Raw genomic sequence first — 26671 nt, forward strand, 5'->3', positions numbered from 1 at the left:
AGAAAAGACCCCGCCGAGGCGGGGTCACATGATACCGCTGTGCCGATGCTCAGTGCGCGCTGCTGCCGCTGGCGCCCAGACCGGTCTGAGAGCGTACGAACTGCGGTTCGAACAGCGCCTGTTCCTCTTGCGCCGCGCGGGACTTGTCGGTCACCGAGAAGACGTAGATGCCGATGAACGCAACGGCCATCGAGAACAGGGCCGGGTAGTCATAGGGATAGATGGGCTCGGCGTGGCCCAGCACCTTCACCCAGATGGTGGGGCCGAGAATCATCAGTGCGATGGCTGTGGCCAGGCCCATGGCCCCACCCCACAGGGCGCCGCGGGTGGTCAGTCGTCGCCAGTACATGGCCAGTAGCAGTACCGGGAAGTTGCAGCTGGCGGCGATCGAGAAGGCCAGCCCCACCATGAAGGCGATGTTCTGATTCTCGAACAAAATACCCAGCCAGATGGCAATGATGCCCAGCACCAGCACGGCGCCCTTGGAGACCATGACCTCCTTCGCTTCATCAGCCTGATCGCGCTTGATCACGCCGGCATACAGGTCGTGGGAGACCGCCGAAGCACCTGCCAGCGTCAGTCCGGCGACCACTGCGAGGATGGTGGCAAAGGCCACAGCCGAGATGAAGCCGAGGAAGAGGCTGCCGCCTACGGCATCGGCCAGATGCACCGCCACCATGTTGTTGCCGCCGATAATGGCACCGGCTGCGTCCTTGAAGGCGGGGTTGGTGCTGACCAGCACGATGGCACCGAAGCCGATGATGAAGGTGAGGATATAGAAATAGCCGATGAAGCCGGTTGCCACGAACACGCTCTTGCGGGCCTCCTTGGCATCACCGACCGTGAAGAAGCGCATCAGGATATGGGGCAGCCCCGCGGTCCCGAACATCAGCGCCAGCCCCAGCGAGATGGCCGAGATGGGATCGCTGACCAGACCGCCGGGGGTCATGATGGCCTCCCCGTTGGGATGTACCCGGGTGGCCTCGGTGAACAGCTGCTCGACGCTGAAGTCGACATGCCACAGCACCATCAGGGCCATGAAGGTGGCGCCAAACAGCAGCAGCGCGGCCTTGATCATCTGCACCCAGGTCGTTGCCAGCATGCCGCCGAACAGCACATAGCAGACCATCAGCACACCAACGATGATGACCGCCACGATGTAATCGAGGCCGAACAGCAGCTGAATCAGCTTGCCGGCTCCGACGATCTGGGCAATCAGGTAGAGGGCGACGACCGACAGTGAGCCGAAGGCTGAAAGTGTCCGGATCGGCCGCTTCTGCAGACGATACGAGGCGACATCGGCGAAGGTATAGCGTCCCAGGTTACGCAGGCGCTCTGCGATCAGGAACATGATGATCGGCCAGCCGACGAGAAAGCCCATCGAGTAGATCAGACCGTCATAGCCGGACGCAAAGACCAGCGCCGAAATGCCCAGGAAGGAGGCGGCCGACATGAAATCGCCGGCAATGGCCAGGCCGTTCTGAAAGCCGGTAATACGGCCACCGGCGGCATAATAATCGGAGGCAGTACGGCTGCGTTTCGAGGCCCACCAGGTGATATAGAGCGTGGCGGCCACAAACAGCAGGAACATGATAATGGCAGCAATATTGAGCGGCTGACGCTCGACCTCACCCCCGATGGCATCAGCCAGCGCGCCTTTCAATGGCAGTATCAGAGCGATACTGCCCACGGCGGCCACCCATCCCATACGTTGTAGCGTGCCAGCAGAGAAATGGCTCATTGACGGGTCTCCTCGAGAATCTGGTGCACGAGGCGATCGAACTCGCCATTGGCGCGGCGAACATAGATGCCGGTGAGAATGATGGCGGCCAGGATCAGACCGATACCGATGATGATGCCCCATGTGGTCATGGCGCCGGACGCGATCGGCACGCCCAGCAGCTGTGGCGCAAAGGCAATCAGCAGAATGAAGGCGAAGTAGAGCGCCATCATGATGGCGGTCAGCGTGAGAGCGAAACGGCCTCGACGGTGAACCAGGGCCTGGAAGTTCGGGTTGCTGGCAATACGCCGATAGGCGTCGTCGTGGTCAAGCGATGACATAACGATTCCCCTGCCAAGGTATGCCGCTCGTGGCGGCCACGATTTTTTGGTGTCCTCGGCGCCGTCATACCATTGGCAGGCTGTTAAAGCGCATCTCTCTTTGGTCGTAGTGGTGTGGGGGCTTAAGCGATACCACAGGTAGGCGGCGCGGAGAATGACGCTCAGGGCGTCAGCAGGTTTGCCATCCGCTGCGACCCACGCACTCTCCTCGCCGATCAAACACGCAGACTTCCAGGGCCATGCCGCTCTGGCGGATCACTCGCGCAGCGGTTGCCAGCGCCGCCTCGGCAATGGCGTCTCCCAGGGCGATGTCATGGGCTGTGGCCTGTTCAAAGGCATCAAGGCCTGAATTGGCATGGGCGATGGCGTCACAAAGCGTGTCATCCGCTCCCCGCAGGCGTGCCAGTTCGGCCAGCACAGCGAGATCGATCCCGCCGCGACGCGAGTGCACATCGAGCATGCCCTGGCCGAGCTTGGCCATCTTGGCGATGCCGCCTGCCACGGTGACCCGGGGCACGGGATGGGCACGCAGATACTTGAGCATGCCGCCTACAAAATCGCCCATCTCGATCAGGGCGCTCTCATCGAGCGCGTAGAGCTGCTGTACGGCGGACTCCGAGGTCGAACCGGTCGAGCCGGCAATGTGTGTCAGCCCGCGAGCGCGGGCGACATCAATGCCGCGGTGGATTGAGTGAATCCAGGCCGAGCAGGAAAACGGGATTACCACCCCGGTAGTGCCGAGCACCGAGAGCCCCCCGAGAATGCCCAGTCGTGGGTTGAGGGTCTCGGTGGCAATACGTTCGCCGTCGTCGATACCGATGGTGACCTCGAGATCGAGCTGGTGGTGGCCGTCCGTTTCGCGGGCGACTTCCTGCAGTGCTTCCAGAATCATGCGGCGCGGCACCGGGTTGATCGCCGGCTCGCCTACGGGAATCGGCAGGCCCGGCCGGGTGACCGTGCCAACGCCGGGCCCGGCGCGAAAGACCAGACCCGAACCGCCGGGCAGAGCACGAATGCTAGCACGAACCAACACGCCATGGGTGGCGTCCGGATCATCGCCGGCATCCTTGATGACTCCGGCCATGGCCACCGGGGCACCGTCCTGCTCGTAAAGCTCGTGCACGGCCAGGGCAAACGACGGTGTCTGGCCGCGTGGCAGCCGTACCATGACCGGATCGACAAATTCGCCGGTCAAAAGCGCGCCATAGGCCGCCCTGGCTGCGGCAGTGGCGCAGCAGCCAGTGGTCCAGCCGCGTTTGAGGGGAGGGGTGTCGTTCATGCTCCCAGCATACCGGACGTACGCCGATATGGGCATGAGATCGGGTAGCAGGGCAGGGTTGTCCTGAGTGATCAGTCGATGAGGTAGCCATTTTGGCGTTGAAGGCAAAACCATCGCGACTGAAGTCGCTCCTACAAAAGAGGGGCCGGCTGGTTTACAGATGTTGTGGGAGAGACCACCGCCGCCGCGGCTGAAGCTGTCCGCGCTGAGGTTGGTTTTTCTGGTAGGAGCGACTTCAGTCGCGAGAATTCAGCCGCGTCTGAATACATCCGTCCCCATAGAGGGGGCGTGTAGGAGCGACTTCAGTCGCGAAAAGCTTTCAATATTGACGTCTGACAGGACATCCATCGCGCGCGGTAACAGCCATGCGCCATCGAATTGAAACGGACGCAGGCAGACCGGGGCCGGACAGGGCCCCGGCCCTGGTGTTACTGCGTGGTATCGGGATGAATGTCGTAGTCAAAGTACTGATGCATCAACCGGTCGTAGGTGCCGTTTTGCTCGACCTTGTGCAGGGCCTGATTGAACTGCTCCACCAGCGCCCGGTCACGTGGGCGAAACGCCGCGGCGATACCGTCACCGAAGATCGATTTCGGCTTGCTGACAGGCTCGCCGAGCTGGCGGAAGTTTCCTCGATTGATCAGTACATCCTGGGCCAGCGGACCAGTGATGAAGGTCAGATCCAGTCGGCCGGCACTCATGTCGGTGGCCAGATCATCCGCCGTGGCGTAGCGGCGAATTTCGGCCTTCGGATAGTGCTGTGTAACGTAGTTGTCCTGCACCGTAGCGCGCTGAACACCGATCTTTTTGCCGGCCAGATCGCCTGAAACATCATCGATATCACTGTCATCCGGCGCGACCCAGAGCGAGGGCACGGCGTAGTACGGATCGGCAAACAGTACCTGCTTGCGGCGATCTGGGGTGACGCTCATGGCCGAGGCAATGAAATCGTATTTGCGGGCCTGCAGGCCGGGAATGATGCCGTCCCAGCCCTGCTTGACCCATTCGCAGCGGCGCTGCATCTGTTCGCAGATGGCATTGACCAGATCGACCTCGAAGCCGGTAAAGGTGCCGTCGGGGCGCTGCATTTCGAAGGGCTCATAGGGGACATCACTGGCTACCTTCAGGGGCTTCTGATCAGCGGCCTGAGCGGGCAGCATCGTCATCATCCCGAACAGGGCAGGCAACAGCAGGACGGAGCAGCGGGAGAAACGTGTCATGGGTCATACCTCGTCGGTGCGTTGTTGTTATCCGTCATGAACATGCAATGACGTGTCCGTCGATGGCTCGCCGGCCAGCTCGCCCAGCGTCATCGATACCAGTGGCGGGCGTACCTGCAGGTAGCCCACCTGATCAGGCGATTGCTGACAGTGGCCTGCCACCAGTCGCGTGATATTGTCCCCGCACAGTCGGCCCTGGCAGGGGCCCATGCCGCAACGGGTGAAAGCCTTGAGCTGATTGGGGCCGAGACCGCCCTGGTCGATGGCGGTGATCAGCTCATGCCGGCTGACGCTCTCGCAACGGCAGATCAGGGTGTCGGCGGGCTGGCGCTCCAGCCAGTCATCGGGCAGTGCAAACAGGGCTTCCAGCAGCGGCCGAACCGCCTGCTCGTGTCGCCAGCGCTGGTGCAGTCGGTGCTGTTCTTCACGCAGGGCCGATGTGGCCTGGTGCTCAAGCAGCAGGTGGGTGGCGGCCAGCGCGCCTTCCAGTTCGGCATTACGTGCCCCGCCAATGGCCGCGCCATCGCCGACACAGGCAATGCCGGGGGCACCTTCGAAATGCTCATTACGCTCGGTAATGAAGCACTGCTGACCGTCATGCCAGCGCTGCGGCAGATTCAGTGCCCGCGGCAGCTGTGGATCCGGGACGACACCGAAGTGGGTCAACAGCAGTCCGGCAGGCAGACGATGCGTAACGCCGTCGCGGGTAAAGCTGACAGCCTCAAGGGCGCCGTGTTCATCTCCTTCGGCGGACAGTGCAGTGACCTGCTGATGGACCGGTATACCGGCGCGTTTCAGGGCCGCGATCATGCGCACGCCCTTGTAGAGATACGTGCGGCCCTGCAAGGCGCGCCGAGGATGGGCCAGGACCTGACGATAGCGTTCGGGACCGGCCAGATCGAGCACCGCCAGCGGCCGTACGCCGGCACGTAAGTACTGCCAGGCAAGCAGGTAGAGTAGTGGGCCGCAGCCGGCCAGCACGACCGGCACATCCGGGATCAGCCCCGCCTGCTTGAGCAGGATCTGACCGGCACCGGCCGTCATGACCCCGGGGCGTTGCCAGCCGGGAAAGGGCCAGCCACGCTCCATGGCACCGCCGGCGATCATCAGTCGACGGGTGTGCAGCGTACGATTGTATTCGCCGGTCAGAATACCCAGCCAGCAGCCCTGGTCGCCGCGCTCGGCCCACCACAGATGGCTGGCGGGACGGTAGTCGATGTCGCCTCGCGTGCAGGCCGCCATGAAGGCCTCATGCAACGCCCGTCCGCGGACATAGTCCGGCCCCAGCAGTGCATCACGCTGCCGAGTCGTGCCGATGTCGCGATAGATCTGACCGCCGGCATTCATGGCGCGATCGAGCACCACCGGTCGCATGCCTGCCCGGGCCAGCCGCGTGGCGGCGGCCATGCCGGCCGGGCCAGCCCCCACGATGGTCACTGCCTGTTGCTCATCCGCCGCACGTGGATCGTTCATGGTGCGTCCTCGTCGAGCCTCTGTCGGCGTAGCCTCATGCCGGGTACCACCGTTTCAAGACAGCCCTGGCGATTGGGGCGGCCATCGATCTCGACCAGGCAGTCGTGACACACCCCCATCATGCACCACGGTGCCCGCGGCGCCCCATCGGCCAGATGACGACGATAACCGGCGGCGCCATCCAGCCATAGCAGGGCAGCCGCGACCGAGAGTCCGGGCGGTACTTCGACGGGCCGCTCGTCGAGCATCAGGGCGATACGCTCGCCGTGGTCGTCATGCAGTCGAAACATCAAAACGCGCTCCGCTGAATTCGGGTAACTCCCGGGCGAGGTGATCATTGGCGATGGCTTCGGCCAGCTGTTTGGCATGAAAGGCCGCGAGCGTGATGCCGCTGTGACAACTTACGCTATAGGCGCCGGGATAGCGGGAAGAGGCTTCGTAGACCGGATGCTCATCCGGCGTCATGACCCGTAACGCGCCCCAGGCACGGACCATCCGGCGATGCCGCAGGAACGGGTAGACACGTAGTGTGTCGCGGGCGATGGCCTCCATGAGGGCCGGGGTGGTCGCCTTGTCGAGCCCGGCTCGTTCATGCGTCTCGCCGCACTGGAAGCTGCCGCTGTCGGTCTGGCGCACCTGGGGGGTTGGCAAGCGCGGCGTGATCGGCAATCGCTCGGTGACCAGCACCTGGCCGCGCAGGGCAAACACATCGCCGAACAATCCCAGCGGCGGTGCCAGACTCGCATTGCCCAGACCGGCAGCCAGAATCAGACGGGTGCCATGGAATCGGCCCTGCGCCGTATGCACCTCGAACCCGGTGGCCAGCGGGTGGATACTGTCGACGCGATGGTCGAAGCGATGTTCCACCCCGAGACTGCGACACGCCGCGTGCAGAGCGCGCAGCAGCAACAGGGGATTGCAGTGTCCATCGTGGGGAGACCAGGTACCCCCGGGGATATCGGGGCCAATACCGGGCAACCAGTGTTCGAGCTGGTTGCGGTCCAGCCACTCCCAGTGAAAGCGGCGGGCCAGCCCGGGAGATGCCTGCTGCGAGCGGCGGTAGTCATCCAGCCGAGGGGCGACTTCTTCCGGTGTCATGCACAGATCGATGCCACCACCGCCGCGGAACTGTACATCCACGCCGGTACGTTGTTCGAGCTCGGCGGCAAAGGTGGACCATTGCGCACAGGAGGAGAGGCTGATCTCGGCATAACGCGGCATCGCCACGCCCTTGCCCTGACCCCAGATCAGGCCGAAGTTGCCACGCGAGGCACGAAAATCGCGGTCGCTGCCATCGAGTACGATGACCCGCTCACCGCGACGTGCCAGGCCGAAGGCCAGCGCCATGCCGACCACGCCGCCGCCGATAACAAGTGTGGTGTCCTGAGTCGAAGCCATGGGCAGTCTTCCGGGTCGAAGAACAGGCTGATCAATGGATATTCACCAGAGTGTCACGGGGCAGATCATACGATCCAATACTCATTGTCGCGGTATCGATAACACGATGTGATAGGCTGCAATGCCCTGACGGCTTCGGAGATCCGCCATGCCTGCCCGCCTCAGTGATCGCCAGGTGACAGCCTTTCGCCACTTCATGGCCTGCGGTAGCGTCTCTGACGCCGCCCGACGCATGATGACGGCTCAGCCCGGCGTTACCCGGCTGTTGCGTGAGCTCGAGCATGACGTGGGGTTTGCGCTGTTCGAGCGCGTGCGTGGTCGACTGGTGCCCACTCCCGAGGCGCGGCTGTTCCAGCGTGAGGTCGAGCGTGCCTGGATCGGCATGGAGCAGCTGCGCGAGACTGCCGAGCGCATTCGAACCCGGCAGCTCGGCGGGCTGCGCATCAGTGCCATGCCGCTGCTGGGCATGACCTTCCTGCCGGATGTAATCGCCGCCTTTCGCGCCACGCATCCCGGGGCTTTCGTACAGCTCTCCAACTACCGCTCGGCGCAGGTGGTCGATGAGGTGATCACCCAGCGCTGTGACCTGGGGCTGGCGATCGTGGGCGACAGCGATGAGCGCTTCGAGACCCGCCGCTTCACGCTCCCCGGCGTCTGTGTGATGCCGGCCGATCATCCGCTGGCGGCGCGGGACATGCTCGAACCGGAGGATTTTCGTGGCCGTGAACTGATCGTTTTCGAGACGCACGATCCACTGCGTCAGGCGCTGGAGCGCTGGCTGAATGCGGCGGGCGTCGGCTTCGAGGCCGTGCTCGAGGTGTCACTGGCGCTTCAGGCAGTACGGTTGGTGATGAATGGGCAGGGCATTGCCGTGGTCGATCCGATCAATGCAGCCGTTCTGGCCGGGGCCGGCGTAGTGCAGCGTCCGATCGCCGGGGCGCTGGATACCGACTTCTGTATTCTTACCCCGCGCGAGCAGCCGCTGTCGCAACTGGCACAGGCGTTTATCGCGCTGTTTGAGCGTGAGTATGAGCGGGCCATCGCGACTTCAACTGCGACGGATGACAGTCGCCAGCGTTTGAAGTGAGGCGGTAACGGTCTGCCGGGCTAACCGTCGATGGATGGCCGGCCCCCCCTGGAATACCGAGCAGATCAGGGCCGGCTGATATCGCTATCAATCCTGAAGATGGGTGCTGTCCAGTGCTGCCGTTGGCGGGCGTTCGCTGTCCTCTTCCCTGTCCAGCCATTCCATGGCCACAAGACTCAGAAAGGCAAACGGCAACAGCGCGAGCAAAGGGGATATATCCGCAAGTGATGACCAGAGTCCGATCAAGAGGTGTCGCTCCCTGACGAGGCATGAATTTACCGGGTCTTCCCTGACTCGGAACAGACAAAGCCTGGTAGCGAGGGAGCGATTGTCAAATCATGTATCAGTGGCCATGGGCGTGCCTGCTCGGAAAGCCGCGGTTGGCTTCCCATCGTCTTCATACCGCCTGCTTCACGCCTCGGGCGGATTCAGGGCGCGCTGCCGGATACCGTTGATTTCATCGGCGATGATCTCGGGATGATCTTCCGGCGTGAAATGATATCCCTCCGGGATACGCCGTACCGGTGCAGTGCCGAGCAACTGCGAGAGCCGCTCGCCGGAGGCGATATCGAGCAGATCGTGCTCACCCCACACCAGGCCGATCGGGCAGCTCGGCGTAATGCTCAGCCGATCGGCGATCGCCATGGTATCCCGGGCATCGAGATGGCGTAGCTGATTGGCCAGCCCGGCCGGTCCGGTGGCCTGATTATAGGGTGACCAGTGCAGCAGCGCCGATGCCTGGCCGCGGCTTTCATCCGCATGACCGTACTTGCTCAGACAGTGCGTAAAACCGGGGCGCAGCAGGGCGGGAGGCGTCGTGGCGACCACCCGGTTGAAGCGCTGGCCCCAGGCCATGGCCGGCACCGGCCAGTTATCAAAGGCCACCGAGTCGACCAGTACCGCGCCGGCGCAGTATTCCGGATGTGCGGCCAGCATGGCCTGAACGACTCCGCCGCCAACGTCATGACCGACGAAGATGGCGCGCTCGATGCCCTGGGCTTCAAGCCAGGCCGCGAGATAGTCGGCCTGGGCGGGAATGGAAATATCGCGGCCCAGCCCCTCATCGATCGACCAGCCGTAGCCCACCATTTCCCAGGCAAGACAGCGGCTGCCGTCCTGTACCAGATGCGGGATCACATGACGCCACAGGCGTGGGCCGGTGGGGATGCCGTGGATCAGGATCACCGGTAACGCTTCACTTTCGCCGTGCTCCTCCCAGCGCATGACCATGCCGTTGATCAATGCGCTGCGAGAGAGTTCCGGTGCAGTCGGTGTCAGACTGTCCCAGCGGCGCGCGTGCAGCGCCTGACGTTTCTGCCAGGCCGTCCAGGCCATCCATGTCGCCGTGCCGGCCATCAGCCAGCGCCCATAACGTGGGCGGCGGGGTTTTTCCTTGTCGTCGAAGCGTTCGCGATCCATGTGAGCCCCCATGCTTGTCGGCCCCAATGGACCGCGCTGGAAAATGATCGTCCTGTTCTGAGCGTAGCTTGCCATCATCGACACGCAACGGTTTTGCAGCGCCCGGGCGCAGGGGCGTGCTGACCGTGCAGAGTATCGAAAGGATGCAGTAGAGTGTTGAAAACAGGCGTGCTGAAAGCGCCTCTCATCGCAACGACAAGGACTTCCCATGCGCTCGCAAACCATCCTGATGGCCACCCTGGTGGCGCTGCTTGGTATCACACTGGCCACGCCGGCGCTGGCGCATCCCGCCCTGCTGCCGCACTCCCATGGTGGGGGTGGCTTTACTGCCGGCTTGCTGCATCCGCTGACCGGGCTCGATCACCTGCTGGCCATGGGCGCCATCGGCCTGTGGAGTGCACGTCAAAGCGCGACGCTGCGCCGCTGGATGCCGCTTTTGGTTGCCCTGGGCATGCTGGCCGGTGCCGGGCTCGCCTGGGCCGGCGTACCATTGACGGGCGTCGAGTTCGGCATCGCGATGAGTGTACTGCTGGCCGGCATTCTGATCGCCGCCATGGTGCGCCTGCCGACCGCTGCGGGGGGCGCTCTGGTATTCGCTTTCATCCTGCTACATGGTCATGCTCATGGCAGTGAGCTGGCCCCGGAGGCGTCAGCGCTTTATTACGCGCTCGGTTTTCTCGCCTCTAGCGTGACGATCACCCTGGCGGGCCGTGGCCTCGGCGGCTGGCTTGCGCGTCGTGACAATCGCCTCAGCCGCGTACTGGGTGGCGTCATTGTCATGGCCGGTGGTGCGTTGGCTCTGGGCTGACACCGCCCTTGTGGTTCCATGCCGGTCTCCTGCAGGGCCGGCATTTTATTTTCTCCTGCATCGGAAGCCTGCGTCATGAGTGCCTATCAGCAACTATCGAGCCTGTTTCAGCGTCTCTTTCACTATGAACATCTCGGGGCCATGGCCGGGTGGGATCAGCTCACCATGATGCCAACCGGCGGCAGTGATGCCCGCGCCGAGGCGATGGCTGAGCTGGAAGTATTGATGCATCGTACGCTGACGGCACCGGAGGTTGGTGAGTGGCTGGCAAGCGCTGATGCGGAATCGCTGGATGATGCCCAGCGGGCCAATCTGCGCGAAATGCACCGTGCCTGGCATGATGCCGTGGTGCTGCCGGAACGACTGGTCGAAGCCCGCTCACTGGCCGGTGCGCGCTGTGAGCAGGCGTGGCGGCGACAGCGGCCGGACAACGACTGGGCAGGGTTCGCCGACAATCTGCGTGAAGTGGTGCGTCTCTCGCGTGAAGAGGCCACCATTCGCGCTGAAGCGACCGGGACGAGCCGCTACGAGGCTCTGTTGAACAAGTTCGAACCGGACATGAATGTTACCGAGCTTGATCGCCTGTTCAACGATCTGCGGGACGGGCTGCCGGGGCTGCTCGCGCAGGTGGTCGAGCGCCAGCGCTCGTCTCCGGCACACACCCCTGAAGGGCCATTCGATATCGAGGCGCAGCGCCGGCTGGGGCAGGAAACCATGCGTCGGCTGGGCTTTGATTTCGAGCATGGCCGGCTCGATGTCAGCCTGCATCCGTTCTGTGGCGGGGTGCCCGAGGATGTGCGTCTGACCACGCGTTATCGTGAGGATGAGTGCCTGAGCTCGCTGATGGGCATCATTCATGAAACCGGGCATGCACGCTACGAACAGAACCTGCCTGCGCCATGGCGTGGTCAGCCGCTCGGCCGGGCACGCTCGATGAGCATTCACGAGTCCCAGAGTCTCACCTTCGAGATGCAGCTCGGCCGCAGTGAGGCCTTTGTTCGCCAGCTGGCCCCGCAGCTGGTAGCGCATTTCGGTAACCGCCCGGGCTTCGAGGTCGATAACCTGGTACGGCTGGCGCAGCGTGTCGAGCCGGGGTTGATCCGGGTCGATGCGGATGAAGTCTCCTATCCGGCGCATATCCTGCTGCGCTACGAGATCGAGCGGGCGCTGATCGAAGGCGAGATCGAGGTCGACGATATTCCGGCGCTGTGGGATGAAAAAATGCAGCACTATCTGGGCCTCGAGACTCGCGGCAACTACCGCGATGGCCCCATGCAGGATATTCACTGGACCGATGGCTCGTTCGGTTATTTCCCGACCTACAGCCTCGGCGCGATGCTGGCCGCCCAGCTGATGGCGGCCGTACGACGCGATCATCCCGAGCTCGATGAGCGCCTGGCCGCGGGCGAGCCGGGTATTCTGTTTGACTGGCTGAAAGCGCAGATCTGGCAGCAGGGCAGCCGCTTCGAGACGCCCGAACTGATTCGCCGGGCGACCGGTGAACCGCTCGATGCCGGCTATTACCGGCGCCATCTCGAATCGCGCTATCTCGGCGAACCGGCCGGCCGCTCTGGCGGCGTCGCGAAACGTGCGCATCAGCCCATTGGGTCGGGCAATGAAGATGATTAACGGGGCAGAGCGCTGCTGTTTGCTAAGCTTTGGTTCAGTACATTCGCTCGTGCGTCAGTGACTGCCTGGAGCCCTCGGCAGTCATTGTGCCCGGGCATGGATGAATCCATCGTACCGGCAAGGCAAGGAGCCCTTCATGTCGACACTCAAGGACAGCGATCTGCATGGCAAGCAGGGAGAACATGATGCGCCTGGCGGCGGCTGGCAATCGGTAGCGGCCACCGAAAAGCATTTTCTGCGCGAGCGGGTGCCCTGGCATGGCAATCGGTTGATGCTGAAGATCAATCAGCCAGACGGCGGCTTCGAGTGCCCGAGCTGTGCCTGGCCCAACCCGAAGGACCCCGGGCCGGCCGAATTCTGCGAAAACGGCGCCAAGGCCGTGGCGTGGGAGGCGACAGCGGCACGCACCACTCCGGAGTTCTTCAGCAAGCACACGGTGACCGAGCTGCGTGAATGGTCGGATCACGACCTGGAGAAGCAGGGTCGGTTGACCCACCCGATGCGCTATAACGCCGAGACCGACAAGTACGATCCGGTCGACTGGGAAACAGCGCTGCGTGACATCGGTCAGCAGCTCAATACCTTCGATCCCTGGAAGGTCGAGCTCTATACCTCGGGGCGCACCTCCAATGAAGCGGCTTTTCTGTGGCAGCTGTTCGGGCGCATGTATGGCATGACCAACTTCCCGGACTGCTCCAACATGTGCCACGAGACCACCACCGTGGCACTGCCGCAGAGCATCGGCGTGGGCAAGGCGACCACCACGCTCGAGGATTTCGAACATGCCGATGCCATCTTCATCTTCGGACAGAATGCCGGCACCAACAGCCCGCGCATGATGGGGCATCTGCACGAGGCGAAAAAGCGCGGTGCGGCCATTATCACCTTCAATCCGCTGCGCGAGCGGGCGCTGGTGAAGTTCGCCAATCCGCAGACCCCGCGTGATATGGCCACCAATCATGGCGAAACGATCAGCTCCCAGTACCATCAGGTACGTATCGGGGGGGATATCGCGGCCATCCAGGGCATGTGCAAGCTGATTCTGGAAGCCGATGATCGAGCCCGCGAGAACGGTGACAAGCCGGTGATCGATCACGAGTTCATCGAGATGCACACCGATGGTTTCGAGGCCTTTGCCGACCACTGTCGGTCGCTCTCCTGGGAGCGGATCGAGCGCTACAGCGGGCTGCCGAAGGAGAGCCTGCAACAGGCTGCCAACGCGTGGATGGCATCCGAGCGGGTCATCTGCTGCTGGGGCATGGGGATTACCCAGCACATCCATGGCGGCGATAACGTCCACCAGATTCTCAACCTGCTGTTGATGGGCGGCCATATCGGTCGGCGTGGTGCCGGTGCCTGCCCGGTACGCGGACACTCCAATGTGCAGGGGGATCGTACCGTCGGCATCTTCCACAGGTCGGGTGAAAAATTCCTGTCGAAGATGGATGAGGTATTCGGCATCAACTGCTCGCGTGAACACGGTCACGATGTCTCACTGTGCTGCGAGGCGATCCTGCGCGATGAGGTCGATGCCTTCATCGGCATGGGGGGCAATTTCTTCCGCGCCATTGCCGACCAGAAGCGCGTGGCCGAGCACGTTCCCAATCTCAAGCTGACCGTCCAGATTTCCACCAAGCTCAACCGCAGCCATCTGATCCATGGCCAGTCGGCATATATCCTGCCGGCACTGGCGCGCACCGAGCGCGACGAGCAGGCGGGTGTGGTGCAGAAGGTGTCGATCGAGGATGGCATGTGCAACGTTCAGGGCTCGGTGGGGCAGCTGGAGCCGGCCTCGAAGCATCTGAAATCGGAAATTGCCATCGTCTGCGACATGGCCCGGGCAACACTCGCCCCCAACCCGAAGGTCGACTGGGCATGGTTGTGCGAGGATTACGCCCGTATTCGCGACAGGATCGAAGCGACGCAGCCGGAGACCTTCCCGGACTACAATCGTCGGCTGGAGGAGGAGGGTGTCTTCCACCTTTATATTCCCGCTCGTGATCGCATCTGGAATACCGAGTCGGGCCGGGCCCACTTCCTGTTCCCGGGCAACGTACTGGCCGAGGATGAGAGCAAGCCGAACGATCCGCATTTTCAGCTGCTCACCACCCGCGGACACGATCAGTTCAATACCACGGTGTACTCCTATGACGATCGTTACCGCGACATCTACGGCACGCGCAGTGTGCTGATGATGAATCCGAAGGATATCGAAGCCCACGGCTTCGAAGCGGGCAATATCGTCGAGCTCTCCAGCGTCAATGAGGATGGCATTGAGCGAAAGGTCTCGGGCTTCAGGATCATCGCCTATGACATGCCGGAGAACTGCCTGGGGGCGTACTATCCGGAGACCAACGATCTGATCCCGATCGGCAACCGCGATCAGCAGAGCGGCACCATTGCCGGCAAGTCGGTGCCGGTCAACATTCGGCTGATGAATACCGAAGAGGTGGAAGAGGCGACCGGCAGGCTGGCGACAGCTTAAGCGACAGACGCTACTGCGGTCTCACGCGACGCCCGGCTTCGGCCGGGCGTTTTAGCGTGGGCGCTCAGCCCCGGCGAGGGCGTTCAAGCGGCAGCCAGCGCAGCACCCGCTGAATCTGACGATCCCAGTAGCGCCACTGGTGATCGCCGGGCCCGTCGCTGTATTCCAGGGTCAGAGTTGTCTCGCGGCAGGCATCGCGAAAGCGGAGATTGGCCTCATACAGGAAATCCTCGCGGCCGCACCACTGAAACAGTGCCGGCTGATACGGCCTGGGCTGGCGATAACGTTCCAGCAGCGCCAGCAGATCGTCATCGCTTCCGGCGGGAGGATGTTCGAAAATCCACGGATACTCCGGCGGCGGTGCCTCACGCTGCCCCACGGCCACGATATCCAGTGACCCGGAGAGGCTGGCGGCAGCCGCGAATCGCTCGGGGTCACGCAGCGCCCATTTGAACGCGCCATAGCCGCCCATCGACAACCCGGCCACAAAAGTCTCCTCGCGACGCTGGGAGATCGGGAACAGACGCTGGCTGACAACGGGCAGCTCTTCGCTCAAAAAGCGATACCAGGCCGGGCCACGGGCCATGTCGGTGTAATAGCTGCGTTCCACCCGGGGCATGATCACGGCCAGGCCGTAGGCCTCGGCGTAGCGCTCGAGCGAGGTCTGGCGCAGCCAGCTGCTGTCATCATCGGAAAGCCCGTGCAGCAGATAGAGCACCGGTGAGGGGCGTTCGGCATGCTCCGGCACGAGTGCCGTGAGCGTGGTTTCCATATCCAGTACATCAGAGTGAAAGCGACAGTTCAGCAGGGCCATGGCAGGTATGAATCAGGCGTTGACGTTGCGATAGCGCGCATTGACGAAGCAGTAGATGCCATAGGCCACCAGGCCCAGCGCTACCACGCCCAGAATCCAGGGCCCAAAGGGCTGATCGGCCAGGGTCTCCAGTGCCCCACCCAGACCGCGGGCACGCTGCGGATTGGTATGCAGTGCCGCAAGACAGATGAAGCCCGACATGATCAGAAATACCAAACCACGGGCGGTCAGGCCCCAGCGGGCAATGACATCGGCGATGTGCAATTGATGCGCAGGCATCTCCTGAGTATGCCAGTTCTTGCGATAGCTCTGCTTCCAGGCGCGCCACCACTGGCGCAGGCCGACGAAACCGAAGATGACGCCGATCACGAAAACGGCAATCAGGCCGCCGGGATGGCTCATCAGCTCTGCGGTACGACTCTGGGTGGAACCGCTGCCGCTGCCGCCGCTGCTCAGCAGCAGTTTGATGCTGTTGATGGCCAGCGCCCCATAAATCAGGCCGCTGATCACGAAACCACCGCGGGTGCACAGGCCCTTGAAGCCGCGGCCCTTGTTTTCGGCATCGAAGATGGCCTGAATGATGCGCCAGGCCGTATAAGCGAGCAGACCGACCGCCATCGCCGCCAGCATGAACCCACCGAAGGGTTTGACGGCGAGTTCGTGCAGGGCTTCGGAGGTACCACCGCGCTGCCCACCCAGGCCGATGGCGGCCATGAACGCCAGCCCGCCGATCAGGATGTAGACGACGCCCTTGGCGACGTAGCCCATTCGAGCGGCGATGGTGATGATTCTTTGTGTGTTGCCGGTAGGGTGATCCAAATCAACTCCTGTTGTGGCACTAAGGCCCGAATCCATCCATTGATTCGATCCGGACTGGTGAGACGTCGTCTTGACCGGCATCATCAGGGCCTTGCCCCGTGGAAATGCGATTATCGATGGCCGGTCACAGAAAAGTAACCATTGCAGACGTGGCACGCCACGTCGGATTGACCAATATTACCGTCTCCCGGGCGCTCAATCGTCCCGAAATGGTCAAACCGGCGACTCGTGAGCGTATCCGTCAGGCGGCGCTGGAGCTGGGGTATGTCCCCAATGCCTTTGCCCGTGGCCTGAAACGCAGCGACAGTCGGCTGATCGGAGTGGTCACGGCGAGTCTGGATAACCCGTTCTACGCCGAGATGATCAAATCCATCTCGCGTCATGCCAAGCGCCATGATTACGCCATCATGCTGTTTGATACCGATGGTGAAGCCTGGCTGGAAGAGACGGCCATTGAAACCCTGCTGAGCTATCAGGCGGCTGGCATCATCCTGTCGCCGGTCTCCGATGAGCCGGAGTATCAGCCTGCCTATATTCACAGGTTACAGGCCAGTGATGCTGCTGTGGTACAGCTTGATCGTACCCTGCAGGGCAGTGGGTTCAGCGCCGTGGTGCTTGATAATCTCTGGGCCGGTGAGCGGGTGGCTCAGCATCTGCTTACCAATGTCTTCGCCGGACAGGCCGTTAATGGCAGATTGCTGGTGGCGGCCGGGCCCGAGCATTCGCTGATTTCAAGGCAGCGTCTGGCGGGCGTGCGTGAAGCCCTGGCCCGGCATGACAGTGACGTCGCCGTCGACGTCCTGTGGGGCGACTACACCTTTGAACCGGCTTTCGAACAGGTCGGCGACTATCTCGATCACTTCGGCGCGCCCCGGGCCATCTTCGGCCTCAACCAGCTGATTACCCTGGGCGCGCTCAAGGCGCTGCGCTCGCGCGGTATTGCCCGCGATTCGCTTGGCGTGGTCGGCATCGATCGGCTGCCCTATCTCGATATCTTCGATATCACGGTGCCCTGCGTGGTCCATGATGGTTATCGCGCTGGTGAGCAGGCCGTGGAACTGCTGCTCGAGCAGATCCATGATCCGCATGCCGCGCCACGCTCCCTCACTGTGCGGGGGGAGTTGGTGCAGTAATCATGGCGGTCTGGTCATTTCAGACATGACCCAAGACATACCCCTGCCCAAACCCGGATAATGGTGGCAATTCGCCGCGTGCGACACTCGCTACCAATCCGGTTTGTGCTCATGGAAATCAAGGTCAACTATCTCGACAACCTCCGTCAGGAGGCGAAGTTCGACGACTTCACCGTCATCACCGATCAGCCGATCCGCTACAAGGGCGATGGTTCCGCGCCCGGGCCGTTCGATTACTTTCTGGCCTCCACGGTGCTGTGCGCGGGGCACTTCGTGCGCGTCTACTGCAACGCCCGCGATATCCCGACCGAGAACATCCGGCTCTCCCAGAACAACATCGTCGACCCGGAAAACCGCTACAATCAGATTTTCCGCATTCAGGTCGAGCTGCCGAACGATCTCTCCGAGAAGGATCGTACCGGTATCCTGCGCTCCATCGAGCGCTGCTCGGTCAAGCGGGTGATTCAGAATAACCCCGAGTTCCGGATCGAGGTGGTCGAGAACATCGACGAAGATGCCCAGGCACTGCTGATGGGCGGCACGGTCGAAGGGGAGAGCACCTGGATCGAGGGCAAGGATCTGCCGCTGGAGCAGACCATCGCCAACATGACCGGCATCCTCGAACGCCTCGGCATGAAGATCGAGATCGCCTCCTGGCGCAATAGCGTGCCGAATGTCTGGTCGCTGCACATCCGCGATGCCGCCTCACCGATGTGCTTCACCAATGGCAAGGGCGCGTCGAAGGAAGCGGCACTCTGCTCGGCGCTGGGCGAGTTCATCGAGCGGCTCTCCTGCAACTTCTTCTACAACGATCAGTTCTTCGGCCCCGAGATCGCGAATAGCGACTTCGTGCACTATCCCCATGAGCGCTGGTTTCAGCCGGGCGCTGATGATGGCCTGCCCGAGGGGCTGCTCGATGACTACTGCCGCGCGATTTTCGATCCGGACGGCGAGCTGCGCGCCTCGCACCTGATCGACACCAACTCCGGCCGAAGTGACCGTGGCATCGTCGCGCTGCCGTTCACCCGCCATTCGGATGGCGAGACGGTCTGGTTCCCCTCGAATCTGATCGAGAACCTGTACCTCAGCAACGGCATGAGCGCGGGCAATACCATTGCCGAGGCGCAGGTGCAGTGCCTCTCGGAGATCTTCGAGCGGGCGGTGAAGCGCCGCATCATCGAACAGGAACTGGCGCTGCCGGACGTGCCCGATGAAGTACTGGCACGCTATCCCGGCATCAAGGCCGGCATCGATGCGCTGGAAGCCCAGGGCTTCCCGGTACTGGTGAAGGATGCCTCACTCGGTGGGCGCTATCCGGTGGCGTGTGTGACGCTGATGAATCCGCGCACCGGTGGCGTGTTCGCCTCCTTCGGCGCCCACCCGAGCCTCTCGGTGGCGATCGAGCGCAGCCTCACCGAGCTGCTGCAGGGCCGCAGCTTCGAGGGCATGGATGATCTGCCCCAGCCGACCTTCAACTCGCAGGCGGTGACCGAACCGAACAACTTTGTCGAGCACTTCATCGACTCCTCCGGCGTGGTCTCCTGGCGCTTTTTCAGCGCCCGCGCAGACACCGCATTCTGCGACTGGGACTTCTCGGGCGATACCCACGCCGAGGCCGAGCAGCTGTTCGCGATCCTCAAAGAGGACGGGCTGGAGGCGTATGTCGCGATCCATGAGGACCTGGGCGCGCCGGTCTGCCGCATTCTGGTGCCGGGCTACTCCGAGGTCTATCCGGTGGACGATCTGGTGTGGGATAACACCAATATGGCGCTCAACTACCGCGAGGACATCCTGAATCTGCACGCGCTGGAAGATGATCAACTGGCCGATCTGCTCGAGCGGCTGGAGCAGAGCGAACTCGACGAGCAGATGAAGATCGTCACGCTGATCGGCATCGAGTTCGACGACAACACTGTCTGGTCAGAGCTGACGATTGCCGAGCTGAAGCTCTTGATCAGTCTCGCACTCGGCCAGTACGAGGATGCGCTCGACCGCACGCAGATGTTCCTCCAGTTCAACGACAACACCCGCGATCGCAGCCTGTTCTATCAGGCGCTCACTGCCGTGCTCGAGATTGCCATCGATGACGAGCTCAAGTTCGAGGACTACCACCGTAACCTCGTACGCATGTTCGGCGAGGAGAAGATCAACGCCGCGGTCGGCTCGGTCAACGGTGATGTGCGCTTTTACGGCCTCACGCCGACCAGCATGGCGCTGGAAGGCATTGACCGGCACCAGCGGTTGATTACCAGCTACCGGAAGCTACATGCCTGGCGGGCGGCCAACGCCGAAGGCTGATTGTCGGATCATCATGTTGTGTACAGCGCCCATCCCCGAGTGGGCGCTGGTGTGTTGGACTTCGTGATCCCGGCGAGCCTCACCTCTCCCGATTGATCCTGCCAGCTCGTTCAGAGTGATACTCGGATCATTTTCAATGACGGCTCCCCTGGCGCAGAGACAATCAGCCGCCGAAGAAGACCCTGAGCCCTGAAGCACCTGCTCCAGAGCAGCAGGGCGATCGCCTGCCTGATCTCCATGATCGATTCACTCCCGGGATTTCATCTGCGCGTCATGGATCGCCGCTAGCCTGCTTTTTCCGAGACCCGTCGACCAGCGCTAGAGGAGTTCATCATGGCATCGCCGAACGATTCACTGACACGACGCCATTTTTTAGCCACCAGCGGCCGGCTGGGCGCAGGCCTTGCCGGAATAAGCCTGCTTGGTGCGCCGGCCATCGTGCTCGCCGAGAGCCGCCGGCCGATGATGGAAGGTGGAGTCATGAGTGGTGATGTGCTCCCCGACCGCGCCATGCTATGGGCCCGCGCCGACCGCCCGGCGCGCATGCTGGTCGATATCGCCGACAATCCCGAGTTTCGCGGCACCCGCCAGCTCGCGCCGGTCGATGTCCTGCCGGGTAGTGATCTGATCGGCAAGCTCGACGCCACTGGTCTGAGGGGGATGAAGGACGTCCATTACCGGGTGCATTTTGCCGCGCTGGGGGATAAACGGGGGCTGAGCGAGCCGGTCGTCGGGCGTTTGCGCTTGCCGCCGAGCACGCCGCGCAACCTGCGCTTTGTGTGGTCCGGTGATGTGGTGGGGCAGGGCTGGGGCATTGATGAATCGCGCGGTGGCATGCGCACCTGGGAGGCGATGCGCCGGGTCCAGCCGGACTTTTTCATCCACTCCGGTGACAGCGTTTATGCCGACGGCCCGCTCGAACCAGAGGTCGCGCTGCCCGATGGTGGTACCTGGCGCAATCTGGTGACGCCGGCCGAGCAGAAGGTGGCCGAGACGCTGGCCGAATACCGGGGCCAGCATGCCTACAACCATCTTGATGCCAACTTCCGCCGCTTTGCCGCCGAAGTGCCGATACTGTCGCAGTGGGATGACCACGAGACGGTCAATAACTGGTATCCGCAGGAAATTCTTGATGATGAGCGCTACACCGAGAAAAACGTCGCGCTGCTCTCGGCCCGCGCCCGGCAGGCCTTTATCGAGTACATGCCGATTCGCATGACCCCCGAGGCCCCGCAGCGCATCTACCGGCGTTTCTCCTACGGCCCGGGCATGGAGGTCTTCATGCTCGATATGCGCAGCTACCGCGGCCCCAACAGTCCCAACCTGCAATCAAACGCATCAAGCGCGACGGCGTTTCTGGGCGAGAACCAGTTTCGCTGGCTGCGTCAGGCGCTCAATGACTCCACCGCCACCTGGAAGATTATCGCGGCCGACATGCCCATCGGCATGGTGGTGCCGGACGGTGACCACTTCGAGGCGATCGCCAACAATGATCCCGGCCAGCCGCTGGGTCGCGAGCTGGAGCTTGCCCGACTGCTGCAGGCGATTCGTGATGACGATATCCGGAACGTGGTGTGGTTCACCGCCGATGTGCACTACACCGCGGCCCACCACTACGCGCCGGAGCGCGCCGCCTTCAAGCAGTTCAAGCCGTTCTGGGAGTTCGTCAGTGGCCCGCTTCACGCCGGCACCTTTGGCCCCAGCGAGATGGATGCCACCTTCGGCCCTGACGTCGTCTTCTACAAGGCGCCGCCCGAGGGTCAGAAGAACCTGCCGCCCTCGGCGGGCTATCAGTTCTTCGGGCAGGCGGATCTCGACGGCGAAAGTGACGCGCTGACGGTGACGCTCAAGGACAGCGACGGTGCCACCCTGCACACGCAGGTGCTGATGCCGGAGGGGCGAATCGACCGGACGTGACCCGGGGAGGGCGCCCTGGGCCACGACCGGCGGGCGCAGCGTCCATGACCAATGCCGTCGGGCTCAACGTGTCGGGTGATCTGGTGCCGGCGTTTCGAGCACCACCATGTCGCCCTCAAGGCGCACCGGCCAGACGGTGAGGCGCTGCTCGGGGTCTTCGAGGCAGACGCCGTCGCGCAGCCGGAAGTGCTGCTTGTAGATCGGTGAGGCCACGACCGGTTCGCCGCCCTTGTCGCCGATGATGCCGCGGCCGATCACGTTGGCGCCGGAGAAGGGGTCGTGGTTGTCCAGCGCGAAAATTTCGGCCTCGCCCTGGCGGTCGTGCCCCTGGGGGAGATAGAACAGGGCGATCTGATGTCCCTGATGCAGCGCAACCACGCCGGACCAGGCCACCAGGTCGGCAGTGCAGCAGAGTTCATGAATGTCGATGTCGGAGCGGATGGCATTGGCGGCTGTCATGACGAGATCTCCACGGCCAGGGATTCGGGGCGTTCATCGGCGCGGGCCGGACGCGGCTGACCGCGTTCGGTGACATTGACGATATCCGGGTCGCCGCATTGGTCGTTGACGAAGGTGCGAAAACGCTTGAGCTTTTCGGGGTCGCCCAGGGCATTGGCCCACTCGCACTCGTAGGTATCGATGACATGCTTCATCTGCGCCTCGAGCTCTTCACCGAGCCCGAGGCTGTCATCGATGATGACCTCCTTCAGATAATCGAGCCCGCCTTCGAGGCTCTCGCGCCACACCGAGGTGCGCTGGAGCTTGTCGGCGGTGCGCACGTAGAACATCAGAAAGCGGTCGATGTAGCGAATCAGGGTGTCGCTGTCGATATCGGTGGCGAACAGCTCGGCATGGCGCGGACGCATGCCGCCATTGCCGCAGACATAGAGATTCCAGCCGGCTTCGGTGGCGATCACGCCGATATCCTTGCCCTGGGCTTCGGCGCACTCACGGGTACAGCCGGAGACTCCCATCTTGATCTTGTGTGGTGTGCGCAGCCCCTTGTAGCGGTGCTCCAGTTCCAGCGCCATGCCGACACTGTCCTGCACCCCATAGCGACACCAGGTGTTGCCGACGCAGGACTTCACGGTGCGAATCGACTTGCCATAGGCGTGGCCGGTCTCGAAGCCGGCACTGATCAGTTCCTGCCAGATATCCGGTAGCTGATGCAGTTCAGCGCCGAACAGGTCGATGCGCTGGCCGCCGGTAATCTTGGTATAGAGATTGTATTTGCGGGCCACTTCGCCCAGCACCACCAGCTTCTCCGGGGTGATCTCGCCGCCGGCCACACGTGGCATCACCGAATAGGTGCCATTTTTCTGCATGTTGGCCATGAAGGTGTCGTTGGTGTCCTGCAGCGCCACGTTCTGCGGGTCCATGATCGGTTGGTTCCAGCAGGTCGCCAGAATCGAGCCGATGGTGGGCTTGCAGATATCGCAGCCGAGCCCGTGGCCGTGCCTGTCCAGCAGCTCCTCGAAGCGGGTAATGCCCTCGACGCGCACCAGGGCGTAGAGCTCCTGGCGGGTATAGGCGAAGTGCTCGCAGAGGCTCCGGTCGACTTCCATGCCGCGGGACTCAAGTTCATTCTCGAACACCTGCTTGAGCAGCGCCGTGCAGCCGCCGCAGCCGGTGCTCGCCTTCGTCTCGATCTTGAGGGCGGCGATATCGGCGCAGCCGGCATCGACTGCCTGACACACGGCGCCCTTGGTAACGTTGTGACAGGAGCAGATGGTGGCGGTGTCGGGCAGGGCATCAGCCCCCAGTGTTGGCACGCCGCCCTCGCTTTGCGGCAGAATCAGACTGGCCGGGTTCTCGGGCAGGTCGATACCGTTCTGGGCGTACTGCAGCAGGGTGTCGTAGTAGCTGTTGTCACCGACCAGTACCGCACCCAGCACCTTCTTGCCATCGGCAGAGACCACCAGCCGCCGGTAACCGCTCCCGGCTTCGTCGATCCAGCGGTAGCTCTTCGCACCTTCGGTGACACCATGGGCGTCGCCGATCGAGCCGACATCGACTCCCAGCAGCTTGAGTTTGGTGGACATGTCGGCGCCGCTGAAGCGCTCTTCGCCGCCGGTCAGACAGCCCGCCACGGTACGTGCCATGGTGTAACCCGGCGCCACCAGTCCGAAGAGGCGTCCCTGCCAGAGGGCGCACTCCCCCAGGGCGAAAATCTCGGGATCGGAAGTGCGGCAGCTGTCATCGATGACAATGCCACCACGTTCTCCGATTTCCAGGCCACAGTCGCGGGCGAGCTGATCCTGGGGGCGAATACCGGCAGAGAAGACGACCATGTCGGTATCCAGCGTCTCGCCACCCTTGAAGTGCATGCGATAGCGGTAGTCGTCACCCGCCGAGAGGGCAGCGATCTCCTCGGTGGCCCGCCCGACATGCACGCCCACACCAAGTCCTTCGATATGCTCGCGCAGTGCAATGCCGCCCTGTTCGTCGAGCTGAACCGGCATCAGTCGTGGTGCAAACTCCACCACATGGGCTTCCAGCCCCAGCGACCTGAGCGCGTTGGCCGCTTCCAGTCCCAGCAGGCCGCCGCCGATCACTACGCCCCGTCGAGCGGTCTTTGCATGGCTGCGGATGGCATCAAGATCATCGAGAGTGCGATAGACCAGCCGTGCCTGCGGATGCATATCGCTGTCCGGGCCTGGTACCGGGGGCACGAAGGGATACGATCCGGTGGCGATGATCAGGCTGTCATAACCCAGCCGGCCCTCCGGGGTGACGACCTCGCGGGCATCGCGGTCGATGGCGCTGATGCGTGTCCCCAGATGCAGCTCGACGCCATGGGTTTTGTGCAGATCGGGTTCGCCCAGTGCCAGCGCGTCGGCATCCTTGCCGGAGAAGTATTCCGAGAGATGAACGCGGTCATAGGCGCGATGGCGCTCCTCGCCGAAGACGTGAATACGGTAGTGCTCGGTGGCACCGCGCTCGATGAGCTGTTCAACGCAGTGGTGGCCCACCATGCCATTGCCGATGATGACCAGCTGTTGCCTGCTGTCGTGGGTTGGGTTGTGAGCCGTCATGCAGCCTCCTCGAGCTGTTGTGTCGCGTCCGTGGCGCCGAACAGCAAGATGTCGCGGCACCGGGTCAGGTCACGCTGTTCCAGACTCTGCTGGAAGTACCAGGGGCCATCGCGGGTATCGCCGTAGAGCACGGCGCCCACGAGGATGTTGTGGCGCAGGATCAGGCGGCGGTAATCGCCGTGTTCGGCATCGACGTAGCGCAGTATCTCGTCGCCGGGTTCGGGGTCGAGCGGACCGAACGAGTAGAGATCGATGTTGCTGACCTTGAGTCGGGTGGCAGTGGGCGAGAGATGGTAGTGGGCCTGCGTGCCGCAGAGCCGGTGGGTCAGTACCTCGACCTGGGCCCGGATCGGCTCGACCAGGCCGAAGGTGGCGCCCTGAAACTCACAGCATTCGCCCAGTGCCATGATGGCGGGGTCACTGGTGCTCAGGGTGTCATCGACGGCGATGGCATGGTCACCGGCAAGCCCGGCTGCGAAGCCGAGTGCAGCGTTGGGCACGATGCCGGCAGCGACGACCACGCAGTCAGCGGCCAGCGTGCGGCCATCGGTCAGGGTGAGCGAGCGCACGCGGCCGTCATGATCGCCGTCGAGGCGGGCCACCTGAGCGCCGGTCTCGACCGTAATGCCGCGCCGGGCCAGTGTTTGTTCGAGCCAGCCTGCGGCCGTGGTATCGAGCTGGCGGTTCATCACTCGGTCACTGCGCTGGAGCACCGTGACCCGGACGCCGCGCTTGCGCAGTCCTTCGGCGGCCTCCAGCCCCAGCAGCCCGCCGCCAATCACTACTGCCGACGAGTCGGGCGGGCACTGCATCAGCCACTGAGCGTCCTTCTGAGTTCGAAAACCGCCAACGTTATCCAGTGTGATCCCCGGGACATCAGGCAGTAGCGGGGTCGAGCCGGTAGCAATGACCAGCCGGTCGTAGGCCAGGCGCTCACCGGTTGCGAAGGTGAGCGACCGTGTGGCGCGGTCGATCCGGATCACCCGCTCACCCGGACGATGCTGTACGCCCTCGGCGTCTAGCGCGGGCAGGGCGAGCGCGTCCCGGTCAATTTCGCCGGCAAGCCAGGGCGAGAGCAGGATGCGGTTGTAGGCCCCGGTATTTTCTTCGCCGAGGATCGTGATGTGTTTCGGGCGATCGTTGCGGGCCAGCAGAGCGGTGACGAGACGGTGTCCGGCCATGCCATTGCCAATAATGACGAGATGCTCGTTGGGCGGGGCGGTGTCGAAGGTCATATCGATCTCCGTGATGGCGGGCGAACCTGGTGCTGCGCCGCGGTCGTCGGGTCGAACCCATAAAAAAAGCGCCTGATGACATAAAGCGGGGGCTTCATGGCATCAGGCGCCGTTGCCTGACATGAACGTATGTTCGGTCTGTGGTCGATCCTGATGCCTGGGGCGTTCGGATCGGTATGGCCGTCGTTGGCCGTTGATTCGTCAAAAGCCAGTAGCGTGCCAGGTCAGGTCATGCCCTTTTTATTCAATCATTTGGGTCAGCGAGGTGGTGCCGGAGTCGTGCGCTCAGGCAGCTCCTGTGCCCGATGGCGGTGCAGGGCGACGGCTACATGCACCATGGCCAGGCGTGATGGAGCGCATTCGCTGATTCGGCGCCGAAGTCATTTTCGCAATAGCTTGTTTTCAAAGAGAAACCGGATATCTGGTGCGGCATTTGCGTTAGCAAAAGGTGTCGCGGCCGTGGTCGCGATCCTGCCGGGGCAACGCCGTCCCGAGCCGGATCGGCCAGCTTGCACGTCGTGACGGCGCGCCGTTTGCAGCGTGCCAGAGTACATCTCGGTG

21 protein-coding genes are annotated in these 26671 nt (G+C 63.0%); 7 read left to right on the forward strand and 14 right to left on the reverse strand.

Features of this window, described 5'->3' with window-relative positions; translation table 11 throughout:
* Positions 1-49: 49 nt before the first annotated feature.
* The 7 genes from FY550_RS01210 to FY550_RS01240 form a co-directional block, all read right to left on the reverse strand.
* Positions 50-1741, reverse strand: coding sequence for a cation acetate symporter (locus tag FY550_RS01210; protein ID WP_070980873.1), 1692 nt, complete (start codon positions 1739-1741; stop codon positions 50-52).
* Positions 1738-2061: a DUF485 domain-containing protein gene (locus FY550_RS01215; protein ID WP_070980876.1), complete on the reverse strand. Its 324-nt coding sequence runs from the start codon at positions 2059-2061 to the stop codon at positions 1738-1740. Before FY550_RS01215 ends, FY550_RS01210 begins: the two co-directional genes overlap by 4 nt.
* Before the next feature lie 169 nt (positions 2062-2230).
* Positions 2231-3340 carry a cobalt-precorrin-5B (C(1))-methyltransferase gene (locus FY550_RS01220; protein ID WP_070980879.1) on the reverse strand — a complete coding sequence of 370 codons (1110 nt, stop codon included), beginning with the start codon at positions 3338-3340 and terminating at the stop codon, positions 2231-2233.
* Positions 3341-3768: 428 nt separating this feature from the next.
* Positions 3769-4560 (reverse strand): transporter substrate-binding domain-containing protein, encoded by a 792-nt coding sequence (locus FY550_RS01225; protein WP_084388247.1) that lies wholly within the window; start codon positions 4558-4560, stop codon positions 3769-3771.
* 27 nt (positions 4561-4587) lie between these two features.
* Entirely contained in the window at positions 4588-6033 is a 1446-nt protein-coding gene (locus FY550_RS01230) for an FAD-dependent oxidoreductase (RefSeq protein ID WP_070980881.1), read from the reverse strand.
* The gene (locus FY550_RS01235) at positions 6030-6323 is read right to left on the reverse strand and encodes a (2Fe-2S)-binding protein (RefSeq protein ID WP_084388248.1); all 294 of its coding nucleotides are present in this window, start codon (positions 6321-6323) and stop codon (positions 6030-6032) included. The genes FY550_RS01230 and FY550_RS01235 overlap by 4 nt, the downstream gene beginning before the upstream one ends.
* Positions 6307-7431: an NAD(P)/FAD-dependent oxidoreductase gene (locus tag FY550_RS01240; RefSeq protein ID WP_070980885.1), complete on the reverse strand. Its 1125-nt coding sequence runs from the start codon at positions 7429-7431 to the stop codon at positions 6307-6309. The genes FY550_RS01235 and FY550_RS01240 overlap by 17 nt, the downstream gene beginning before the upstream one ends.
* Positions 7432-7579: 148 nt before the next feature.
* On the opposite strand from FY550_RS01240, the gene FY550_RS01245 reads away from it, so the two are divergent.
* Positions 7580-8518, forward strand: coding sequence for a LysR substrate-binding domain-containing protein (locus FY550_RS01245; RefSeq protein ID WP_070980888.1), 939 nt, complete (start codon positions 7580-7582; stop codon positions 8516-8518).
* 87 nt (positions 8519-8605) lie between these two features.
* Here the strand turns inward: FY550_RS01245 and FY550_RS16820 are convergent, their stop codons facing one another.
* Both FY550_RS16820 and FY550_RS01250 read right to left on the reverse strand, forming a co-directional pair.
* Positions 8606-8764: a hypothetical protein gene (locus tag FY550_RS16820; protein WP_168169357.1), complete on the reverse strand. Its 159-nt coding sequence runs from the start codon at positions 8762-8764 to the stop codon at positions 8606-8608.
* 165 nt (positions 8765-8929) lie between these two features.
* Entirely contained in the window at positions 8930-9937 is a 1008-nt protein-coding gene (locus FY550_RS01250) for an alpha/beta fold hydrolase (RefSeq protein ID WP_168201474.1), read from the reverse strand.
* Between the two features lie 208 nt (positions 9938-10145).
* On the opposite strand from FY550_RS01250, the gene FY550_RS01255 reads away from it, so the two are divergent.
* From FY550_RS01255 to FY550_RS01265, 3 genes are all read left to right on the forward strand, one after another.
* Positions 10146-10745 carry a HupE/UreJ family protein gene (locus FY550_RS01255; RefSeq protein ID WP_070980890.1) on the forward strand — a complete coding sequence of 200 codons (600 nt, stop codon included), beginning with the start codon at positions 10146-10148 and terminating at the stop codon, positions 10743-10745.
* A 75-nt stretch (positions 10746-10820) separates the two neighbouring features.
* Positions 10821-12374, forward strand: a complete 1554-nt coding sequence (locus FY550_RS01260) for a carboxypeptidase M32 (RefSeq protein WP_084388250.1) — start codon at positions 10821-10823, stop codon at positions 12372-12374.
* A 136-nt stretch (positions 12375-12510) separates the two neighbouring features.
* Positions 12511-14859 carry an FdhF/YdeP family oxidoreductase gene (locus FY550_RS01265; protein ID WP_149054304.1) on the forward strand — a complete coding sequence of 783 codons (2349 nt, stop codon included), beginning with the start codon at positions 12511-12513 and terminating at the stop codon, positions 14857-14859.
* 64 nt (positions 14860-14923) lie between these two features.
* Here the strand turns inward: FY550_RS01265 and FY550_RS01270 are convergent, their stop codons facing one another.
* Both FY550_RS01270 and FY550_RS01275 read right to left on the reverse strand, forming a co-directional pair.
* Positions 14924-15673, reverse strand: a complete 750-nt coding sequence (locus FY550_RS01270; RefSeq protein ID WP_070980892.1) for an alpha/beta hydrolase — start codon at positions 15671-15673, stop codon at positions 14924-14926.
* A 12-nt stretch (positions 15674-15685) separates the two neighbouring features.
* Positions 15686-16492, reverse strand: a complete 807-nt coding sequence (locus FY550_RS01275; RefSeq protein WP_233350244.1) for a DUF1206 domain-containing protein — start codon at positions 16490-16492, stop codon at positions 15686-15688.
* A 116-nt stretch (positions 16493-16608) separates the two neighbouring features.
* On the opposite strand from FY550_RS01275, the gene FY550_RS01280 reads away from it, so the two are divergent.
* From FY550_RS01280 to FY550_RS01290, 3 genes are all read left to right on the forward strand, one after another.
* Entirely contained in the window at positions 16609-17625 is a 1017-nt protein-coding gene (locus tag FY550_RS01280) for a LacI family DNA-binding transcriptional regulator (RefSeq protein ID WP_070980896.1), read from the forward strand.
* Positions 17626-17736: 111 nt separating this feature from the next.
* Complete coding sequence (locus tag FY550_RS01285) at positions 17737-19923, forward strand: OsmC domain/YcaO domain-containing protein (RefSeq protein ID WP_070980899.1); 2187 nt, start codon at positions 17737-17739, stop codon at positions 19921-19923.
* Positions 19924-20256: 333 nt separating this feature from the next.
* Positions 20257-21840, forward strand: coding sequence for an alkaline phosphatase D family protein (locus tag FY550_RS01290; protein WP_070980902.1), 1584 nt, complete (start codon positions 20257-20259; stop codon positions 21838-21840).
* A 63-nt stretch (positions 21841-21903) separates the two neighbouring features.
* Here FY550_RS01290 and nirD read toward each other — a convergent pair whose 3' ends face one another.
* The 3 genes from nirD to FY550_RS01305 are packed head-to-tail and all read right to left on the reverse strand — an operon-like array spanning position 21904 to position 26110.
* The gene (nirD, locus tag FY550_RS01295; RefSeq protein WP_070980905.1) at positions 21904-22299 is read right to left on the reverse strand and encodes a nitrite reductase small subunit NirD; all 396 of its coding nucleotides are present in this window, start codon (positions 22297-22299) and stop codon (positions 21904-21906) included.
* A complete protein-coding gene (nirB, locus tag FY550_RS01300; RefSeq protein WP_149054305.1) occupies positions 22296-24875 on the reverse strand; it encodes a nitrite reductase large subunit NirB in 2580 nt (859 codons plus the stop codon). The genes nirD and nirB overlap by 4 nt, the downstream gene beginning before the upstream one ends.
* Positions 24872-26110, reverse strand: coding sequence for an NAD(P)/FAD-dependent oxidoreductase (locus FY550_RS01305; RefSeq protein WP_149054306.1), 1239 nt, complete (start codon positions 26108-26110; stop codon positions 24872-24874). Before FY550_RS01305 ends, nirB begins: the two co-directional genes overlap by 4 nt.
* Positions 26111-26671 lie beyond the last annotated feature (561 nt).

Source organism: Kushneria phosphatilytica, assembly GCF_008247605.1.
GTDB classification, from domain to species: domain Bacteria; phylum Pseudomonadota; class Gammaproteobacteria; order Pseudomonadales; family Halomonadaceae; genus Kushneria; species Kushneria phosphatilytica.

Coding starts and splice junctions, on each gene's coding strand:
- FY550_RS01210 (WP_070980873.1), bottom strand. CDS start 1,741: ATGAGCCATTTCTCTGCTGGCACGCTACAACGTATGGGATGGGTGGCC.
- FY550_RS01215 (WP_070980876.1), bottom strand. CDS start 2,061: ATGTCATCGCTTGACCACGACGACGCCTATCGGCGTATTGCCAGCAAC.
- FY550_RS01220 (WP_070980879.1), bottom strand. CDS start 3,340: ATGAACGACACCCCTCCCCTCAAACGCGGCTGGACCACTGGCTGCTGC.
- FY550_RS01225 (WP_084388247.1), bottom strand. CDS start 4,560: ATGACACGTTTCTCCCGCTGCTCCGTCCTGCTGTTGCCTGCCCTGTTC.
- FY550_RS01230 (WP_070980881.1), bottom strand. CDS start 6,033: ATGAACGATCCACGTGCGGCGGATGAGCAACAGGCAGTGACCATCGTG.
- FY550_RS01235 (WP_084388248.1), bottom strand. CDS start 6,323: ATGTTTCGACTGCATGACGACCACGGCGAGCGTATCGCCCTGATGCTC.
- FY550_RS01240 (WP_070980885.1), bottom strand. CDS start 7,431: ATGGCTTCGACTCAGGACACCACACTTGTTATCGGCGGCGGCGTGGTC.
- FY550_RS01245 (WP_070980888.1), top strand. CDS start 7,580: ATGCCTGCCCGCCTCAGTGATCGCCAGGTGACAGCCTTTCGCCACTTC.
- FY550_RS01250 (WP_168201474.1), bottom strand. CDS start 9,937: ATGGATCGCGAACGCTTCGACGACAAGGAAAAACCCCGCCGCCCACGT.
- FY550_RS01255 (WP_070980890.1), top strand. CDS start 10,146: ATGCGCTCGCAAACCATCCTGATGGCCACCCTGGTGGCGCTGCTTGGT.
- FY550_RS01260 (WP_084388250.1), top strand. CDS start 10,821: ATGAGTGCCTATCAGCAACTATCGAGCCTGTTTCAGCGTCTCTTTCAC.
- FY550_RS01265 (WP_149054304.1), top strand. CDS start 12,511: ATGTCGACACTCAAGGACAGCGATCTGCATGGCAAGCAGGGAGAACAT.
- FY550_RS01270 (WP_070980892.1), bottom strand. CDS start 15,673: ATGGCCCTGCTGAACTGTCGCTTTCACTCTGATGTACTGGATATGGAA.
- FY550_RS01280 (WP_070980896.1), top strand. CDS start 16,609: ATGGCCGGTCACAGAAAAGTAACCATTGCAGACGTGGCACGCCACGTC.
- FY550_RS01285 (WP_070980899.1), top strand. CDS start 17,737: ATGGAAATCAAGGTCAACTATCTCGACAACCTCCGTCAGGAGGCGAAG.
- FY550_RS01290 (WP_070980902.1), top strand. CDS start 20,257: ATGGCATCGCCGAACGATTCACTGACACGACGCCATTTTTTAGCCACC.
- nirD (WP_070980905.1), bottom strand. CDS start 22,299: ATGACAGCCGCCAATGCCATCCGCTCCGACATCGACATTCATGAACTC.
- nirB (WP_149054305.1), bottom strand. CDS start 24,875: ATGACGGCTCACAACCCAACCCACGACAGCAGGCAACAGCTGGTCATC.
- FY550_RS01305 (WP_149054306.1), bottom strand. CDS start 26,110: ATGACCTTCGACACCGCCCCGCCCAACGAGCATCTCGTCATTATTGGC.